This window comes from Sphingomonas profundi, from assembly GCF_009739515.1.
Lineage (GTDB): Bacteria > Pseudomonadota > Alphaproteobacteria > Sphingomonadales > Sphingomonadaceae > Alterirhizorhabdus > Alterirhizorhabdus profundi.
This window is the reverse complement of sequence record NZ_CP046535.1, coordinates 2,052,539-2,071,396: the sequence shown is the minus strand read 5'-3', so window position 1 is coordinate 2,071,396 and position 18,858 is coordinate 2,052,539. Positions and strand designations below refer to the sequence as shown.

At 70.0% G+C, this 18,858-nt stretch carries 17 protein-coding genes; all 17 read left to right on the top strand.

Features of this window, described 5'->3' with window-relative positions; genetic code table 11:
* The first annotated feature begins 46 nt into the window (after positions 1-46).
* The 17 genes from GNT64_RS09735 to GNT64_RS09655 all read left to right on the top strand — a co-directional run bounded on the left by GNT64_RS09735 (position 47) and on the right by GNT64_RS09655 (position 18,837).
* On the top strand, positions 47-667 hold the full coding sequence (locus GNT64_RS09735; protein WP_156679357.1) for a hypothetical protein: 621 nt from the start codon (positions 47-49) through the stop codon (positions 665-667).
* Positions 600-2,714 carry a phage terminase large subunit family protein gene (locus GNT64_RS09730; protein WP_156679356.1) on the top strand — a complete coding sequence of 705 codons (2,115 nt, stop codon included), beginning with the start codon at positions 600-602 and terminating at the stop codon, positions 2,712-2,714. Before GNT64_RS09735 ends, GNT64_RS09730 begins: the two co-directional genes overlap by 68 nt.
* A gap of 10 nt (positions 2,715-2,724) precedes the next feature.
* Complete coding sequence (locus GNT64_RS09725) at positions 2,725-2,922, top strand: phage head-tail joining protein (protein WP_156679355.1); 198 nt, start codon at positions 2,725-2,727, stop codon at positions 2,920-2,922.
* A 1-nt stretch (position 2,923) separates the two neighbouring features.
* Positions 2,924-4,474 (top strand): phage portal protein, encoded by a 1,551-nt coding sequence (locus GNT64_RS21855; protein ID WP_156679354.1) that lies wholly within the window; start codon positions 2,924-2,926, stop codon positions 4,472-4,474.
* A 13-nt stretch (positions 4,475-4,487) separates the two neighbouring features.
* Entirely contained in the window at positions 4,488-6,587 is a 2,100-nt protein-coding gene (locus GNT64_RS09715; protein ID WP_231639422.1) for a prohead protease/major capsid protein fusion protein, read from the top strand.
* Between the two features lie 82 nt (positions 6,588-6,669).
* On the top strand, positions 6,670-7,011 hold the full coding sequence (locus GNT64_RS09710) for a DUF2190 family protein (protein WP_156679352.1): 342 nt from the start codon (positions 6,670-6,672) through the stop codon (positions 7,009-7,011).
* Between the two features lie 65 nt (positions 7,012-7,076).
* Positions 7,077-7,241, top strand: coding sequence for a hypothetical protein (locus tag GNT64_RS09705; RefSeq protein ID WP_156679351.1), 165 nt, complete (start codon positions 7,077-7,079; stop codon positions 7,239-7,241).
* Positions 7,241-7,543, top strand: a complete 303-nt coding sequence (locus GNT64_RS09700) for a head-tail joining protein (protein WP_156679350.1) — start codon at positions 7,241-7,243, stop codon at positions 7,541-7,543. The genes GNT64_RS09705 and GNT64_RS09700 overlap by 1 nt, the downstream gene beginning before the upstream one ends.
* Positions 7,540-7,977 (top strand): hypothetical protein, encoded by a 438-nt coding sequence (locus GNT64_RS09695; RefSeq protein WP_156679349.1) that lies wholly within the window; start codon positions 7,540-7,542, stop codon positions 7,975-7,977. Before GNT64_RS09700 ends, GNT64_RS09695 begins: the two co-directional genes overlap by 4 nt.
* A gap of 15 nt (positions 7,978-7,992) precedes the next feature.
* Entirely contained in the window at positions 7,993-9,225 is a 1,233-nt protein-coding gene (locus GNT64_RS09690) for a hypothetical protein (protein ID WP_156679348.1), read from the top strand.
* 10 nt (positions 9,226-9,235) lie between these two features.
* Complete coding sequence (locus GNT64_RS09685) at positions 9,236-9,808, top strand: hypothetical protein (protein WP_156679347.1); 573 nt, start codon at positions 9,236-9,238, stop codon at positions 9,806-9,808.
* Positions 9,809-10,088: 280 nt separating this feature from the next.
* Positions 10,089-10,751 carry a DUF6441 family protein gene (locus GNT64_RS09680; RefSeq protein WP_156679346.1) on the top strand — a complete coding sequence of 221 codons (663 nt, stop codon included), beginning with the start codon at positions 10,089-10,091 and terminating at the stop codon, positions 10,749-10,751.
* Between the two features lie 12 nt (positions 10,752-10,763).
* Positions 10,764-13,862 carry a tape measure protein gene (locus GNT64_RS09675; RefSeq protein WP_156679345.1) on the top strand — a complete coding sequence of 1,033 codons (3,099 nt, stop codon included), beginning with the start codon at positions 10,764-10,766 and terminating at the stop codon, positions 13,860-13,862.
* The gene (locus tag GNT64_RS09670; protein WP_156679344.1) at positions 13,862-14,224 is read left to right on the top strand and encodes a hypothetical protein; all 363 of its coding nucleotides are present in this window, start codon (positions 13,862-13,864) and stop codon (positions 14,222-14,224) included. The genes GNT64_RS09675 and GNT64_RS09670 overlap by 1 nt, the downstream gene beginning before the upstream one ends.
* Positions 14,225-14,228: 4 nt before the next feature.
* Positions 14,229-15,050 (top strand): hypothetical protein, encoded by an 822-nt coding sequence (locus GNT64_RS09665; protein WP_156679343.1) that lies wholly within the window; start codon positions 14,229-14,231, stop codon positions 15,048-15,050.
* A complete protein-coding gene (locus GNT64_RS09660) occupies positions 15,050-18,256 on the top strand; it encodes an RHS repeat domain-containing protein (RefSeq protein WP_156679342.1) in 3,207 nt (1,068 codons plus the stop codon). Before GNT64_RS09665 ends, GNT64_RS09660 begins: the two co-directional genes overlap by 1 nt.
* Complete coding sequence (locus GNT64_RS09655) at positions 18,256-18,837, top strand: hypothetical protein (RefSeq protein ID WP_156679341.1); 582 nt, start codon at positions 18,256-18,258, stop codon at positions 18,835-18,837. The genes GNT64_RS09660 and GNT64_RS09655 overlap by 1 nt, the downstream gene beginning before the upstream one ends.
* Positions 18,838-18,858: the final 21 nt, after the last annotated feature.

Below are 18,858 nucleotides of genomic sequence, written 5' to 3'. Positions count from 1 at the left end.
AAAGGGGTCCGCACCTGAAATGTCCGCACCCCTGAACCTGGTGTCTGTGCGCGAGTTCGCGCGGCTCGACGGGTGCGACGACAAGCTGGTGCGCCGGGCGATAACGGCCGGAAAGCTGCGGCTTTCGGAAGACGGCAAGCTCGACGCGGCGCTGGTCGGATCGGGCTGGAGACGAACCAACCGCCGCGGCGCTGCGGGTGCGGACATCGGTGCGGACACCACGCAAATGTCCGCACCGAATGTCCGCACCCAGGCAGTGACGGCGCCGCTGTCCGCAGTGCTCCCGCCGCCGGCCGCGATCGGCGATCAGCCGGATCCGGAGGAGGTCGTCGACTTCATCGCGCAGGTGCTCGCCGGCCGCTTCGCGCTGACCGGCGTCGCCGAGCAGGTGAAGGAGAATGCGCTCGCCGCGAAGAACCTGCTGGCTGCGCGGAAGGAGGCGGGCGACCTCGTCGACATCGAGGTGGCCGAGGCGATCCTGTTCGAGCAGGCGCGCCAAATCCGTGACGCCTGGATGAACTGGCCGGCCCGGGTCGGGCCGCTCATCGCCGCCGAGCTGGGTGTAGCGCCGGAGCCGGTGGTGGAGGCGCTGAACAAGCATGTCCAGCAGCAGCTCCAGGATCTCGGAGAGCCGGAAGCGGAGTTCGCAGAAGCCGGCGAAGGATGAGCGGCTGCGGCGCGCCTGGCGCCGCGGCCTCACGCCTCCGCCCTGGATCAACCTGCCCGACTGGGCGGATCGCTACCGACGGCTCGCGAAGGAGGCGGGCTCCACGTCGGGGAAATGGCGGACCTCGACCGTAGAGGTGGCGCGCGGGCCGATGCTCGCGGTGACCGAGCCGGGGGTGCACGTGCTCACCGCCATGGTGTGCACGCAGCTGCTCAAGACGGCGCTGCTCGAGACGATCGTCGGCTACCACGCGCACATCAAGCCGGTGCCGATGCTGCTCGTGCAGCCGAAGGAAGCCGCCGCCGAGCAGTTCTCGAAGGAGCGTATCTCGCCCATGATCCGGGCGACGCCGGTGCTCCGGGACCTGATGGGCTCGCGCAAGAGCCGGTCGGCTGAGGAGACGCTGCTCTACAAGGGCTTTCCGGGCGGTTTCCTCGCCCTGGCTGGCGCCGGATCGCCCGACAACCTCGCCCGGCGACCCGTCTGCATCACGATGTACGACGAGGTCGACAAATACGTCCTGACGCGCGAGGGCGACGCGATCGGGCTCGGCGACGAGCGCCAGGCCACCTTCTCGGAATATCTGTCGGTCCGGGTCTGCTCGCCGACGATCGAGGGCGAGAGCCGCATCGAGGCGAGCTATCTCGCCGGCGACCAGCGGCAGGCTTCGGTCGAGTGCCCGCACTGCCGCCACCGCAACTTCATCGACTTCTTCAGGCACGTCGAGTGGGACAAGGAGCTCGACGAGGCCGGCAACGTCATCGCGCACCACCCGCGCACGGCGAAGATCTACTGCGAGGCCTGCGGCGTCGGCTGGGACGAGGGTGCCCGACTACAGGCGCTGAAGACGACGCGCTGGCACCAGACGAAGGCGTTCCTGTGCTGCGGCAAGCACCAGGACCCGCTCGCCGTCTACGAGGAAGCATGGCGGCGGCAAGGCGACAGCCGGCCAGCCGACCCGGTGCTGCAGACGTGGGACTGGTGGGCCGGCCCGCGCTGGGCGGTCTACCGCGCGCGATGCCAGCACTGCGGCAAGTGGCCGGTCGACAACGAGCATGCCAGCTTCACCGCCGGCAAGCTGTTCTCGCCGTGGCCGAAGGATGCGCCGCCGAAGCAGGCGACGAAGTGGCTCGACATGAAGGACGACCCGGATCAGCGGGTCGTGTTCGACAACACGCAGCGCGGCCGGCCGCACCGGCGTGCGACGGGCAAGGACCTGAAGGCGGAGACGTTGGCGGCGCGAGCCGAGACCTGGCCGGGCGAGGTGCCGGACGGGGTCGGCCTGATCACCGTCGGCGGCGACACGCAGGACGATCGCGTCGAGCTCGAGTTCGTCGGCTGGGGCACGAACGAGGAGAGCTGGTCGCTCGGCTACGTCGTAATCGAGGGCGACACCTCGAGCTTCGAGCTCTGGGATCGCGTCGACGAGCAGCTGCTGCGCACCTTTCGCCGCGCCGACGGTCGCGCGTTCGCGGTCGAGGCGGCGTGCATCGATTCGGGCGGTCACCGCACCAACGAGGTCTATGCGTTCGCCAAGGCGCGCCTGGGCCGCAAGGTGTGGGCCATCAAGGGCGCGTCGGAGAAGAGCGGCCAGCGCGCGCCGATCTGGCCGACGGTGAAGCCGTCAACGCGGAAGCGGTCGCAGTACAAGCCGACCGTGATCGGGGTGAATGCGGCGAAGGACACGATCCGCGCCAGGCTGGAAGAGGTTCGCGAGCCCGGGCCCGGGTTCATGCACTTCCATGCGAAGCGCGAGCTGGCCTGGTACGAGCAGCTGATCGTCGAGCGCCGCATCCTGAAGGTGATGGCGGGCTCCCGCTTCACGGTTTGGGAGTGCCCGAAGGGCAAGGCAAACGAGGCGCTGGACTGCCGGGTCTATGCCTACGCGGCGCTGCAGGGCCTGATCCATTTCGGCCTGCGCCTGAACGAACGCACCGAGGACCTGGCGACGCGGTTCGTCGCGATCGCGGCGCCCGAGATGGCGCCGGCCGCCGAGGATGCCTGGATCAGCCGGTCCGGCGCCGACGGTGGCGAGAGCTGGCTATGAGGAGTTGCCGATGGCGTTCACGAGCAACGACGCAGAGCAGCTGCGCGCCGCGATCGCCACGGGAGCGCTGAAGGTGCGCTACGCCGATGGCCGCGAGGTGACCTATCGATCGCTCGGCGAGATGCGCGACATCCTGCGCATGATCCAGGCGGACATGCAGGGCGACGCGCTGAGCGGCCGCTGCCGCACGTCCGTGGCGGCGTTCTGAGGTGACCTGGCTCGACCAGGCGATCGGCTGGGTGGCGCCCGTCGCCGGCGCGCGGCGTCTGGCTGCGCGGCGGCAGATGGACATGCACGGCCGCGCCTACGAGGCGGCGCGTCGCGACCACCGCACCGCCAGCTGGCAGGCCGGCGGCACCGATGCCAATGCCGAGGCGGGCGCCAACGAGGAGATCGTCCGCAACCGCTCGCGCGACCTGGTGCGCAACAATGGCTGGGCGCTGCAGATCGTCGACACCTTTGCCGACCATGTCGTCGGCACCGGCATCGTCGGTGCGCCGACAGGGCTGAAGGGACGCAACGCGAAGAAGGTCTCCGGCGACTGGCGGAGCTGGGGCGAGGTCTGCGATCATGACGGCGACCATGACCTGAACGGGCTGCTCTGGTCGGCGACGAAGGGCATGGCGGAATCGGGCGCCGCCATCGTCCGCTTCCGCCGCCTGCAGTTCGACGCCAAGGTGACGACCGCGCCGCTGTCGCTGCAGGTGATGGAGCCCGACTTCCTCGATCCGCTGAAGAACGGCACGACGCGGAGCGGTGGCCTGATCGATCGCGGGATCGAATATGACGCCGGCGGCCGCAAGGTCGCCTACTGGCTTCTCCCGCACCATCCCGGCAACGTCGCCCAGTTCCGCGCCCGCACGCTCGTCAGCGATCGCGTGCCGGCCGACGAGATCGTCTACCTCTACAACAAGCTGCGGCCCGGGCAGGACCGGGGCATGCCGCTGCTGGCGCCCGCGGTGATGACGCTGCGCGACCTGCGCGGCTATCTCGACGCCGAGCTCGTCCGCAAGCGCATCGCTTCGTGCATGGCCGGCTTCATCACCGACAAGGGCGACGGCGATCCGGTGACGCTCTCCGATCCGAAAACGGGCGAGGCGCTGAAGCGCAAATTTGGCAAGCTCGTCGACAAGTTCGAGCCGGGCATGATGACGCGCCTGTTTCCGGGCGAGGATGTCACCATGGCGACGCCGCCGAGCGCGCCAGGCATCGCCGAGGCGGCGCAATTCTACCTGCGTGAGGCCGCGGCGGCCGCCGGCGTGATGTACGAGCACGCCACCGGCGACTTCTCGGGCGTGAACTATTCGAGCTGGCGCGCCGGGCATCATGGCTTCCGCCGCCGGATGGAGCGGATCCAGTGGCTCGTCGTGGTGCACAAGCTCTGCCGCGTGATCGCGCAGCGCTACCGCGAGGCGTCCCTCGCCGCCGGCCTGCTGCCGGTCGCGAGCTTCGGCTGGCGCTGGACGCCGCCTGGCTTCATCTCGGTCGACCCCTACAAGGATGCTCAGGCGGATCTCGCCAACCTGCGGATGGGCAAGGTGACGCTCAGCCAGCTCGTTGAGGAGCGCGGCTACGACTATCTCGAGTTCCTCGCCCAATATGCCGAGGATCTCGCGAATGCGGAGGCGGCGCTTGGGCCCGGCGTCATGTTCGACGGCGATCCGCGCAAGCTGGTCAACCCGCCGAAGCCGGAGAGCGGCGACGCGAAGAAGGCCGACGCGGCCGCCAACGACAGCGCTGACGCCGCCGACGCGGCCTGATCCGGAGACCAACATGGACAAGAATCCGAAGGCGCCACCGGCGCCGTCCACTCAGCGCATCCTAATCGTTACGAGCGCGAGCACCGGCACTGCAGCGGCGATCGTCGCCGCACGATTGCGCGACGCCATACCGATGACACGCAGCGCGCCCAGCATCGACCCGGAGGAGCGCCGGCAGCCGCAGGCAGGCGGCCGCGGCGTGCGCAGCCTTGCTGTGGCGCCGGACAGCTACGACGCAACCGCACGCACGGTAGAGGCGGTTCTCTCTGCCGGTACTGCGGTACGCCGCTACTATTTCACTGAAGAGCTCGAGATCTCGGCGGACGCGATCGACCTCGCACGCGTGACTGGTGGCGTTTGCCCGCTGCTCGACACGCACAACCAATATCAGCTGGACGGCGTCATCGGCCGCATCCTCTCCGTCCGGATCGAGGGTGGCCAGCTGATCGGCGTGTTGCAGTTCGCGGACACCGAAGCCGGCCGCGCCATCGAGACGCGTGTCTCCGCCGGCGAGCTGCGCGCGATCTCGATCGGCTACCGGGTCACCCGCTGGCAGATCACCGCTACCGACGACACCGATCACGAGACCTGGCGCGCCGTCGCCTGGGAGTTGCTTGAGGCCAGTCTCGTCCCCGTTCCCGCCGATCCGAACGCCGTGGTTCGATCCGCACCGGGCACCCCCGCACACGGCAGCCAAGAGGAAGATGATATGCGACGCAACCTCCCCACCGGCGCGGCTGCGGCCGCTCCTGCCATCGCCAGCGTTTCCACCCCGGTCGACAATGCCCGCGCCGTCGAAGTCGTCGCTGACGTGATCGCGCCTGTCGTGATCGAACAGCGGCAGGTGCCCGCGGCCGTGACGGTTGCGGCGATCCGCACCGCGGCGCGCAACGCCGGCCTGACCGACGACGCCACGTTCGAGCTGATCGAGCGCCACGAAGCGACGCCGCTGACGCGCGATGCGCTGATGGCCGACATCGGCCGCCGCTTCGCCGAGCGTGACAGCCAGGCGCCGACGACCAGCCGCGTGACCGTGACGCGCGACGCCGGCGACACCATGCGCCGCGGCATGGAAGAGTATCTGTTCCACCGCATGTCGCCGCGCTCGGAACTGGCGGACGTTGGTCGGGCCTATCGTGGCATGTCGCTGCTGCGCATGGCCGAGGAGCATCTGGCGGCCAGCGGCGTCAGCGTCCGCGGCCTCACCCCCAACGAGATCGCGGAGCGCGCGCTGCACAGCACGAGCGACTTCTCGAACCTGGTCGGCAACGGCCTCAACCGCCGCCTGCGCGCCGCCTATGACGAGAACCAGCCGAGCTATCGCTCCTGGGCGCGTCGCGCGCCGAACGCGCCGGACTTCCGCTCGGTCGACGTCATCCAGATGTCGGCGATGCCGGACCTGGTGAAGGTCAACGAGGCCGGTGAGTTCCGCTACGGCACCGCGAGCGACGGCAAGGTCAGCTACGCCGTCGTGACCTACGGCCGCATCATCGCCGTGACCCGCCAGCTAATCATCAACGACGATCTGCGCGCGCTCGAGCGGATCACGACCGGCTTCGCCGGCTCGGCCGCCCGACTCGAGAACCGGACGGTATATGCGCAGATCACGTCCAACCCGACGATGCCCGACGGCAAGGCGCTGTTCCACGCCGATCACGGCAATCTCGGCTCGGGCGCGATCTCGGCGACGTCGCTGGCCGCCATGCGCAAGGACATGCGCCTGCAGAAGGGGCTCCAGTCGGAGGAGCTGAACCTGATGCCGGAGCATCTGCTGGCGCCGGCGACGCAGGAGCAGCTGGCCTACCAGTTCACCTCGAGCCAGTTCGTGCCGGCCAAGGCGACCGACGTGAACGAGTTTCGCGCCGGTGGCCGCACCGCGCTCGACCCGATCGTCGAGGCCATCCTGGACGGCAACTCCACCACCGCCTGGTACGGCGTGGCGTCGAACGCCCAGGTCGATACGGTCGAGTACGCCTATCTCGAGGGCTCCGAGGGCGTGCAGATGTCCAGCCGCATGGGCTTCACCGTCGACGGCGTCGAGATGAAGGCGAGCCTCGATTTCGCGGCGGCCGTCATCGATCACCGCGGCCTCTGGAAGTCGACCGGCGCCTGATCGCCGGCGCTTCGCCACCACCGCAATCTGACGACGCGCCGGCGGTAAGCCGCCTGCGCGTCGTCGCTTCTGGAGACAGACCATGGCCAAGAACTATCGCCACAAGGGCGACACCTGCACCTTCACCGCCCCCAATGCCGTCGCTTCCGGCGGCGGCTTCCAGGTCGGTTCGCTGTTCGCCGTCGCCCAGTGCGATGCCGCCCAGGGCGCCCCGGTCGAGGGCGACGTCGTCGGCGTCTGGACGCTGCCGAAGAGCACCGCCGCCGGCACCGACTTCACCGCCGGCACCAAGCTCTACTGGGACAATGCGGCGAAGCTCGTCACCAAGACGGCGTCGACCAACCTGTTCATCGGCGCCGCCCTGGGCGACGCGGCCGCGGGCGACGCCACCTGCGCTGTCCGCCTGAACGGCGTCGCCGCCTGATCCACCAACAACGGCCGGCGATCGCGGCGCAGCTGCTGTCGCCGGCCGCATCCGAGGAGGGCATTATGCCGAACGTCCAACTGCACGGCCCGGCGCTCGACAAGAACGGCCTCTATGTCGACGCCGGCGCGATCCTCGCCGTCGGCGACGCGCCCGAGGCCGATATCTCGATCGAGGAAGCCACCGTGCTCGTCGAAGATCTGCGCGCGGTCGAGGTGGACGAGGCCTGATGGCCGACCCGTTCGCCGCCGGCCTGGCCGCGATCGACGCGGTGTTCCGCGAGGCCGTCGTCTATACCGGCGCCGGCCTCGACGCCGCGCCGATCCGGGCGATCTACGCCGACGAGGCGGCGCAGCCGTTCGTCGGCGGCGGCAGCACGCTGCGGCAGGTGAGCTTCGAGCTCGACCAGGCCGACCTGCCGGAACGACCGCGCAAGGGCAACGTGATCGTCCGGGCGGGCGTCACCTGGAAGGTGGACGACGTGACCGACCGTGACGACATCGGCCGCTACGTCGTCGTGATGAAGCGGTGACCGCCGCCCGCTCGCAGATCCTCGCCGCGATCGTCGCGCGCCTGGCCGAAGTGGCCGGCATGAGCGCCGATCGCGTCGAATTGATGCCGTCGGGCGATCCCGACGCGTTCCCCGCGCTCGGCGTGCACGATCACGGCCAGCGCATCGTCGACGGTGAGGCCGGCAGCACCACCTACGAGCTGCAGGTGACGGTCGACGGCTTCGCCGAGGGCGACGGCGCGCGCGAAGCGATCGGCGAGCTCTACGTTGGCGTCGTCGCGGCGCTGGTGACGGAGCCGCCGCTGGACGAGCTCGCCGGCGGCGTCAGCCGGATCGATGAGGGCGACACCCGCGTCGACGTCGCCGAGCTCGCCTCCACCGGCCGCATCGCCTTCGCCACCGATTTCGCGATCCAGTTCGCGACCCCTCGCGGCGACCCGTCGCGCTTCGCCTGATCTGAGGAGATCGACATGTCCGACCCGATTATCCGCACCGCGAACGTCGCGGTGCTGCTCAAGCTCGAGGCCACCGAGGGTGTCGACGCGCTGCCCGGCGTCACCGATGCGGTGAACGTCGAGGCGAACTCGGTGCAGACGAGCGCGCCGTTCACCGCCGAGGCATCGAGCGAGGCGACCGGCTCGCTCGTCGGCGGCGCGCCGCTGGTGATCGGCCAGCCGGCGACGATCCGCTTCCGCTCGCAGATCAAGGGCGCCGGTGCCGGCGTGACCTACAGCCCCACCGTGAAGCCGCCGCTGCACCAGGCGCTGCAGGCCTGCGGCAAGCGCGGCCAGTTCACCGCCGCAAAGGCGACGTCGCTCTGCAGCGCGGGCTCCGCCACCTCGGCGACGCTGAACGCGGCCCATGCGGCAACCGCCGAGGCCTATCGCGGCATGCGGCTGATCATCACGGCCGGCGCGGGAGCGGGCAGCACCGCCCTGGTGAGCTCGTACAGCGCCGGCCGCGTCGCGCTGCTGACCAAGACGTTCCTGACGCCGCTGGATGCCTCCACCAGCGTCGCGATCAACGACAACTGGACCTATGCCGGCACCAGTCCGCTGGATTTGACGGCGCGGCTGACCGATCATCCCTCCGCCACGATCTACGTGCCTCGCGACGGCAAGCTGCGCAAGTTCGTCGCTTGCCGCGGCACCGTGGATTATAGCGGCAACACGGCGCGCGCGGGCTTCGCCGACTTCTCGTACACCGGCATCTATGTGGGCGATGTTGACTCGCCCATGCCCTCCGGCCTCGTGCTGCCGAGCCACTCGGCGCCGATCCTCGCCCAGTCGACCGCCCTCGATGCCGTCGTGCTGCTCAACCGCCTGCCGATGCCGATCAGCCAGTGGTCGCTGGAGAATGGCGGCACGCTCGAGACGCCGGACGATCCGAACACGAACAACGGCTTCGGCGCGAGCGTCATCACCGACCGGATCCCGCTGCTGAAGATGGACCCGCTGGCGACGCTGATCGCGTACCGCAACTCGATCGCGGACATCCAGGGCGGCACGCTGATGAACGCCTCGCTCTCGTGCGGCATCAGCGCCGGCAACCGCTGGGCGCTGACCCTGCCGCGGGTGCAGAAGACCGTGGCCGAGGATGGCGATCGCGGCAAGCTGCAGTCCGAGCAGATCACCGCCCAAGCGCGCAGCCTCTCCGTCGACGCCTACGGGCGCGACGGCGACAGCATCCTGATGTTCGACTGAGGGCACCCGCATGATCGCGATGTCGACGAGCCAGCCGATCCGCTGGACCCCGCCCTGGCGCGAGCAGGAGGAGCCGAAGCCGGTCTACCTGCTGCGCGCGCCGTCCGTCACCGAGCGCGAGATCCTGGAGGGCGAGCTCTCCGGCGAGCATCGCGCCGGCATCGTCTACGGCTTCCAGCTTCGTGCGGCGTTCGGCGCCGGCATCGACGCGCTGATCGGCGAGACGGCACCGGACGACGCGGCGCGGCTGAAGGAGCTGTCCGCCCAGCAGGCGGCGCTGAAGGACGGCGAGAGCCTGGCCGATGACGAGATCGCGCTGCTCGAGGCGGCCGAGGCGGTGCTGATCGAACATTATCCGGCCTACCGCAGCCTCATCGCCCAACAGCAGCGACGCGAGGCGCTGGCGCCGATCGTCGCGTTCCAGAAGTGGTGCGTCGGGGTGGAGAACCTGGACGTGCCGTTCGCCCGCGACTGGTCCGGCGTGAAGCCGGAGGCGATGGCGGCGATCGATCCGCTGGAGCTGCGCGTCGCCGGCCGCACCGCCTACAATCTCGCCTACGCGGGCCAGCATCTGGGAAACTGAGAGGCGCGCTCGTCTGCCGGCAGCACCCCGCCGACTTCGAGTATAGCGCCGAGGAAAGCGGGGGCTGGGACATCGCCGGGCGCATCTGGGAGCAGAACCCGCTCCTGGCGATCCCTCGCGGCATCTTCTCGGTCGTGGATCTCTGGCTCAGCTGCCGTGCCCACGGCGGGCCCATGGGCGGCCGGGCGCTGCCCTGCGCCGGCGGGCCGGCCGACCAGCCCGCGGCGCTGATGGACGCCTTCATGCTGCTCGAGGCCTGGCTGAACGCGAAGGAAGGCTGATGGGCTTCGTCGGCCAGTTCTCCGTCGACCTGGAGAAGCTCCGAACCGAGCGGGACCGCTCGGCGCGCGCGGTGCTCGGCGCCGGCACCGGTGCCATCCGCGACCAGACGAAGGCGCTCGAGCGTCGCCTAGAGCAGGCGACCCAGGCAGCCGTACCCGGTCGGCTGTGGCGCGCGTGGAACTCGAAGGCCTATCCCGCTACCGGCATCGCGCGGGAGCCGGTCGGCACCCTGTTCCTCAAGGGGCGCGATCGCACCCAGGGCGCTCTCGCCTTCTTCACGATACCAGGTCGCATCCGCGGCAAGACCGGCCAGTACCTCGCCATTCCGACCGCCGCAGCTGGATCCCGCGGGCGGCTGCGCGACCTGACGCCAGGCGAGTGGGAGCGTCGAAACGGCGCGCGGCTCCGCTTCGTTTACCGGCCAGGCCACCGCGCGTCGCTGCTCGTCCTCGACGAAGGCGTGTTGCGCGGCAAGAAGCAAATCGCCGGCCTGAACACCGAGAAGCGTCGCGCCACGGGCCGCGGCAACACGACGATCGTCATCTTCTTCCTCGTGCCCTTCGTCGATCACGCGAACCGGTTCTCGATCGAGCCGATCGTCAACGCCTCCGAGGGCGAGCTGTCGCAAGACTTCTTCGCCCGCATCCGCAACCTCAGATAGCGGGAGCGACCGATGCCATCATTCGACATCATCGCCCGGCTGAAGCTGGCCGGCGAGCGGTTCTCCTCGGACTATAACAGCACCTTCGGCGGCCTGGAGCAGCGCGCCAAGCAGGCAGGCGATCGCGTCGGGGCAACATTCTCAGCGCTCGGTCGCACCGTGACCGGCGCGCTCGCGGGCATCGGCGTTGCGGGACTTGCGCGCGAGTATCTCCAGCTCGCCGACGAATCGAAGAAGCTGGACAGCCAGCTGAGGCTGGCGACGGCGACATTCGGGTCACTCGGCACCGCTCAATCCGACGTCGCGCGGATAGCCGGTGAGACGCGCAACAGCCTTGCCGCGACGACGGACCTCTACGCCGCGTTTCTCCGTTCCTCCGAGGGGCTGGGCAAATCCCAGACCGATGCGGCGCGCGCGACGGAGACGTTCAGCAAGGCCCTCAAGATCGGTGGTGCCGACGCCAACGCGGCCGCCAGCGCCACGCTGCAGTTCGGCCAGGCGCTCGCTTCGGGCGTTCTGCGCGGCGACGAGTTCAACTCGATCGCCGAGGCGTCTCCTCGCATCCTGCGGCTGCTGGCGGACAGCCTGGGCGTATCGAGCGGCGCGCTGCGCCAGATGGCTGCGGACGGCAAGCTGAGCGCGGATGTGCTCTACAAGGCGCTTACCGACCGCAAGTTCACCGCCGGCATCGATGCCGAGTTCGGCCAGCTGCCTGTGACCTTCGGCGAAGCGACGCAGAAGATCCACGACGCGGCCGTCGTCACGTTCGGGGCTTTCGACCGGGGCGGCGAGTTCTCGAAGATCATCTCCAACTTCGTCGTCGACGCGAGCGGCGACTTCGCATCGCTCGAGGAGCGGGCGGCGCAGTTCGGGGTGGAAACCCGCAGTGTGCTGGCGGGTCTCACCGACGCGTTCGACCCGCTCTACCGTGCCGGCGACGCGGTTTTCACGCTCCTGGAAGGACGAGCGCACAGCGCCGGGATCAACATCGAGCGCGACATCCAGAAGAGTTTCGCCGACATCGACCGGCTGACCGCTTTGCTGGCGAGCCGCTTCAACAACAGCCCGCTGACCCGCCCGCTCACCCTGCTGACCGGTAAGGCCAGCGGCACCAGCCTCCTCGCGGATTATAACAAGGGCGCTCAGGCCACGCGCGACCAGCTGCAGGCCGATGCGCGCGATCGCGACATCAATGCGCGCTTCAAGCTCAACTCCGCCGGGATCGGCGCGGGCCTGTTCGGCGGCGGAGCTGCAAAGCCGAAGCTCGCGCCCGAGGTCGACACGACGAAGGTCAGGGCAGGCGCGAAGGAGGCCGTGTCGGAGATCGACAAGATCTCGGCAGCCGTCAACGGGGTCAAGGTCAAGTGGACCGACGTCGAGCTCGGCGCCGACAAGGCTACCGAAGCGGCGCAGCGCTTCTACAAGTCGCTCGGCGACGCCCCCGGCATCAGCGATGTCATCAAGCGTCAGGACGAAGAGAGCGATCGGAGGTTCAACGACGAGCAGGATCGGCGCGAGCAGGCGGCGCGAGCTCAGGCCGAGATCGATGCGCAGACGTACCGCCGCCAGGAGGACAATGTCCGAGACCTCGCGGACTTCTACGCCAGTGCGTTCGAGGGTGGCTCGGGCTCGATCTGGAAGAGCTTCAAGCGTCAAGGCCTGGCGGTGATCAGCGAGATTGCGGCGCGCTACACGCTCGCGCTGCTGTCGGGCAAGTCGACGAACCTCGGCGGGATCATCTCCTCGGCATCGGGGACTGGCTCGCCGCTCGGCAGCCTGCTCGGCTCGATCGGCAGCATCGGAGGGTTGCTGAAGGGTGGTTCCACTGCCGCCGGCGGCGGGATCAACAACGTCTCACAGGTGCTCGGCTTTGCTGAGACCGCCGGCGGAGGCGGTGCGGTTGCCGCCGGTGGCGGCCTGCTCGGCGGCGCCAGCGGCCTCGCCGGCAGCCTCTCGGCCGCCGCGCCGTACCTGGCCGTCGCCGCGGTCGCGCTGCCGGTCATCTCCAAGCTCCTGAAGAAGACGAAGAAGGGCTCGTCGACGATCGGCTTTACCGGTGACGAGCTCGGCATCACGAGCACGACCGGCAACAGCGCCAAGTTCAAGGCGGCGAGCATCGATGCCGCCGGGAGCGTCATCGAGGGACTGCAGAACATCGCCGACCAGCTGGGCGGAAGCCTGGCCGGCAATCCGTCCGTCTCGATCGGCGTGCGCCACGGCGACTATCGCGTCGACACCTCCGGCCGAGGCATCACGAAGAAGGCCAAGGGCGCGATCGACTTCGATGGCGACCAGGAGGCGGCGGTAAAATACGCCATCGCCGACGCGTTGAAGGACGGCGTTCTGACAGGCGTGTCGGCTGCGACCAAGCGGCTGCTGGAAAGCGGCGGCGACCTCGATGCGCAGCTGCAGAAGGCGGTGACGCTGGAGAGCATCCCCAAGCTGCTGAAGGCCCGGCTCGATCCGGTCGGCGCGGCCGTGGACGCGGTGACGGAGAAGTTCGCCGGCATGGTCAAGATCCTCGACGAGAGCGGCGCCTCGGCCGAGCAGCGCGCCGACGCGGAGAAGCTCTACCGGCTAGAGCTCGAGGATGCGCGCAAGAGCGCCGGCGACGCGGCCGAGAGCCTGAAGGCGTTCCTCGATGGCATGAAGACGGGCAGCGACTCGCCCTACTCGCTGCGCGACCAGGAGACGGCGGCGCGCGCCGCGCTCGATCCGTACCTCGCCGACATCAACGCTGGCGTCTCGATCGACCAGCAGAAGTACCTCGCCGCCGCACAGTCCTTCCTCGACGTCGAGCGCGAGCTCTACGGCTCGACCCAGGCCTATTTCGACGCGCTGAACACGGTGCAGGCGGCGACCGGCAAGGCGATCGCCACGATCGGCAATGCCACGCCGATCACCGGCGCCGCTGCGGCCGATCCGTTCGCGAAAGCGACCGCCGCGGCGGCCGAGAAGACGGCGACCGCGACGTCGACGGCGACCGACCTGCTCGACCAGATGAGCGGCCAGCTGGGCGACCTGCCGGCGATCCGCGCCGCGCTGGAGGCGATCGTCGCCCGCGGCGGCACGGCGCTGAGCGGCCTCGGCGCTGCGCGAGGCTATGTCTGATGCCGTTCGATCCCGCCCTCGACGCCGCCGGCCTGCGCGACCAGGTGGTCGCCACCTGGTCGAATACCGCGATCCGCTCACGCTATCCCTCGGCGCGTGACGCGATCGCGGCGCCGGCCGAGGGCTTCTTCGACGCCATCGGCGATGCCCAGGCGGTGATCGACGCGCGGGCGAGCCTGCTCGGCGTCGAGCGGCGGCGCTTCGTCGTCGTGGTGCAGGACGTGCTCTGGCTTGACCCCTCGCTCGGCACGCCGACGGTGACGCTGGCGGACAGCGAGCAGGCGGCGGGCGGCACCTTCATCGTCACCGGCGTCGAGGTCGATCTCGAGGCCGGTACGACCTCCCTCGAGCTGTTCGGGTAGGGCCATGGCAAATGCGTGGATCATCCCGCCGCTGCCGATGACAGCGGTGAGCGCGCCGACGTCGGCCGGCGCCGCCGCATACCTGGCGAACGACTATCGCGGCATGGTCTGGGAGGTCGGCGGCGATCTGGGCGGGCCGACGGACGGCGGCTACTTCATGTCCGTCGACGTCGATCTCGGCTCGGACCGCACCGTCGACACGATGCTGCTGCTCGGCCTCGCGGGCCTGATCGCCGGCACGCAATGCTATGTCTTCGCCGCGACGGAGGCGCAGGGGGCGGCCTTCACGACCAACTACTGGCGCAGCCCGAACCTGCTGCCCTATGCGAGCGCCGAGGCGCTGGTGAACGGCGACGGCATGTTCCTGTGGAGCGCGCCGGACGACGGCACGCCGCCGCTGCCGGCGCGCTACTGGCGGATCGCCTGGATCACGCCGGCGCGCGTATCGATCCGGGCGCGGCGGATCGTGCTCGGCGAGCGGATCGTGCTCGAGCGGAACTTCAGCTTTGGCCGCGCCGTCGGCGTTCGTCCGTTCGGCGCGACCGACTTCTCCGCCCGCGGCGTGCTGCTGCGCCGGCGGGCGCCGACGCTGCGCACGACGGGCCTGACCTTCGCCAGCACGAGCCGCGACGAGATCGAGGCGAAGGTGCTGCCGCTGCTCGAGCGGTTCAACGTCACCGATCCGGTCGCGCTGATCACCGATCCCGCGCCGCACTCCATGCGCACGCGGCGCACCTTCTTCGGCCCGCTGATCGGCGACCTGGGCGCGATCCAACGGAACGCGGCCGGCTGGCAGTGGCAGGCCAACCTCGTGAGCCTGATCTGATGCTCGGCGTGATCGTCCGCATCGACGGCCATGATCCCGTCGCGGGCGCGCCCGTGACGCTGCGCGCGGCGAGCCACGACGACATGCGCGTCTGCCACCTCGACGGGCAGGACTGGTGGCCCGTGATCGCCAAGCTGCCGACCCTGCGCTACGACCTGTTCGACGGCAGCTTCGGCGGCGGCATCACGGCGCCCTCATCCTCGCTGACGATCGGCATCGAGCCGTGGCCGGCGCTGCCGCGCTACATGCTCGCCGATGCGCGCTTTCGCCTATGGACCGGCGAGGTCGGCGCCGCCTGGACCAGCTGGACCCTGCGCTTCGACGGGCGGGTGACGGCGCAGCCGCAGAGCGCCGACGGTCGCGCCGACATAGCCTTCGCGGTCGACGATCGCTGGCTCGATGGGCCGCTGCTTGCCGCCTATGCGGGCACGACCGGGGCGGAAGGGCCGGCGTCGCTGAAGGGGCAGGTCAAGCCGCTGGCGATCGGCGCGCCGCGCTACGTCGCGGGCACGCTCGTCGACGTCGCCGGCAGCGTCTTTCAGCTATCGAACGGCCCGATCAACGACGTGCCGGCGGCGCTGGAGCGGCTCGCGCGCTACGGCGCCTCGGCCGGCGACTATCCGGGCCACGCCGCGCTCGTCGCGGCCGCGATCCCGGCGGGCCGGTGGGCGACCGCGAAGGCGGCCGGTCTCGCGCGCTTCGGCGCGCCGCCGACGGGGAAGGTGAGCTTCCTCGTCCAGGGCGACGCCGGCGGCGCCGATGGCTGGATCAGGCGGCCGGGCAGGATCGTCGCTCGCCTCGCGACGCTGTCCGGCGGCGCCGGCCGGATCGACGCCGCCTCGCTCGCGGCGCTGGACGCGGCCCGGCCGTACAATCTCTCGCTGAACCTCACGGCGCAGACGACGGCGCGCGACACGATCCAGCGGGTCGCGGCGAGCGTCAACGCGGTCGCCGGCGTCTCCTGGCTCGGCAAGCTGTTCGTCGCGCCGGTCGGGCTGGGCGCTCCGGCGCTGACGCTCGCGGCCGACGGATCGGCGCTGCCGCCGGTCGCCTCGGTCACGCAGGTACCAGGTGCCGCACCCTGGTGGCGGCTGGCGATCGGCGCCGAGCGGACCGAGACGGTGCACCAGCTCGGCGACGTTGCCTTCTACGGCGCGCTGATCGATCTCGGCGCCTACGATCCCGGGCGGACGTACCGCGAGGGCAACATCGTCCAGTATCAGGGCTCGTCGTGGGTCTACATCAACCCCGTGGCGACCGCCGGCAACGCGCCGCCGACACTGCCGACCGAGAGCAACGCCTGGTGGCGCGTCCTCGCGCGCGCCGGGGTCGACGGCGCGGACGGCGCCGACGGCACCGCCGGTGCGCCGGGCGCGAACGGTGTGGACGGCGCGACGCTCTACACCTGGGTCGCCTATGCCGACACGCCGGACGGCTCGGTCAATTTCACGCTCGGCGCGCCCGGCGCGCGCGGCTTCCAGGGCACTGCGATCAACCGGACGACCGCGAGCGAGAGCATCAACCCGGCCGACTATGCGTGGGCGCCCTATCGCGGGCCGGCGCTGTTCGGCCTGGTCGCGCGGGGCAACTGCGTCGTCGGGCCCGACTATGCGCTGAAGAATGGCGGGGCCGCCGCCTGGGACAGCGACGTCTACTCGGACGTGACGTGGACCGGCGGATGCCAGCTGAGCTTCCGCGCCGGCCAGACGAACGCCCAGATCATGATGGGCATCAACACCGATCCGGCGACGAACGCCGACTATGTCTCGATCGACCACGCCTTCTTCCTGGCCGACGACGGTCATTGGGAGATCTGGGAGGATGGCGCCTACGTGATCGGCGCGACCGGCACCGTCTACGCCACCACCACCGTCTTCCAGATCATCTACGACGGCCGCCGGGTGACCTACCTGACCGACGGCATCCCGGTGCGGGTCGTGCCGGTCGCCGCCGGCCGCGCCTTCTACCTCGACAGCAGCTTCGCCTACCCGGGCGCGCGGATCGACCGGATCAGCTGGTCGGCGATGGGCGCGGCCGGTGGCGACGGCGTCGATGGCGTCGACGGCACCAACGGTCTGCCCGGCCCGCCAGGCACCGACGGCACGACGCTCTACACCTGGATCGCCTATGCCAATGCGGCGGACGGGTCGGTCGACTTCACGATCGGCGGCAGCGCCGGGCGCGCCTATATCGGCATCGCCAACAACAGGACCACGGCGACGGAGGGAACCGACCCGGCCGCCTACACCTGGTCGCTGATCCGCGGCACCGATGGCGTGCCCGGCACCCCCGGCGCCGACGGCTCGCCGACCTACACCTGGTTCGCCTATGCCGACGCGGCCGACGGCTCGGCGAACTTCACCACCGGCAGCCCGGATGGGCGGCTCTACATCGGCATTGCCCCGAACAAGCCGACGCCGGGCGAGAGCAGCAATCCGGCCGACTATGCGTGGACCCGCCTGCGCGGCGCGGACGGCGCGACGGGCGCTCCCGGCGCGAACGCGCTCAGCGTCGCGATCGCGCCGCCCACCACGACGATCGGGTGCGATGCCGCGGGCATCCCGCGCGACAATCAGTTCCCGCGCAGCGCCGCTGTCGCGGTGATCTCCGGCACGCTCAACGTCACGAACAGCAGCGTCTTCCACATGTCGGCGACCGGCTGCTACGCGACCCTGAGCGGTAGCGGCGTCGTCACCGTCACTGGGATCACCGACGAGACCGCCTATGTCGACGTGACGGCCGAATATGGCGGCGGCGCCGCCACGCAGCGCTTCACCCTTTCCAAGGTGCGCGACGCCACGCCGAACCAGGCCAAGCGCTACACGGGCGGCCCAGCGACCGTCTCGGCGACCACCTACGGCTCGAGCAACTTCGGCCCGGCCGAGATCATCGTCGGGCCGAACGGCACGATCTCGGCGTCGGTGCTCGTCGCATGGAGCGCGGGCACGGCGACGAACATGGCCGCCAAGGTCCAGTATCGCGAGAAGGGAACGTCGACCTGGATCGACCTGGGCGCCGAGCAGATCGGCGAGCCGTCGAGCGCCGGAACGGCTGGCGAGCCGGGCAATGACGGACAGGTCAGCACGACGCGCAGCGCGAGCGGCCCCGCCGAGCTGAAGGTCTACGAGTTCCAGCTGCAGGTCCGCAAACATGCCGGTGCGGACAAGAGCGTTACCGTCACCCTCTTCTGCTCGTGGGCGCCCTGATGATCGCGATCTTCAACAGCGCGACCGGCGCGGTGCTCGAGCACGTCGTCGCCACGTCCGGCATCGACATGACCGGCAAGGGACAGAAGACGATCCCGGTCGGGTACGACGCATCGACCTACAGCTGGAGCGTCGCGGCACGGCAATATGTCGAGGATCCGGCGAAGATCGAGGCGGTGCTGGTCGGCCAGGTGAAGGCGGAAGGCGAGCGCCGCTCGATGCTGGTCATGTCCACGGGCGGGGCGAAGAAGACGAAATATGCCGCCAAGGCGGTCGAGGTCGAGAACTGGTACGGGCTCGGCGGCGTCGGTGCCGCGACTTCCGCCCTGCTCGCCGCCTTCAACCTGCTGAACACGACCGTGCGCGCGCGCAAGTTTCGCTACGCGATCGCCGACGCGAAAGCCCACGGCGACTCGGTCGACAAGGCGATCGCCCGCTTCGTCGCCGGCGCCGATGCGAGCCAGAACGAGGCGGCACGCCTCGAGGGGATCGAGCAGGCCGGCGTCGACGCCATCAAGGCCGCGACCACCGTTGCAGCCAAACGCGCCGCCCATGCCGCCATCAACTGGGCCGCCGCCTGACGCGCCATCCGAGCGCGATGA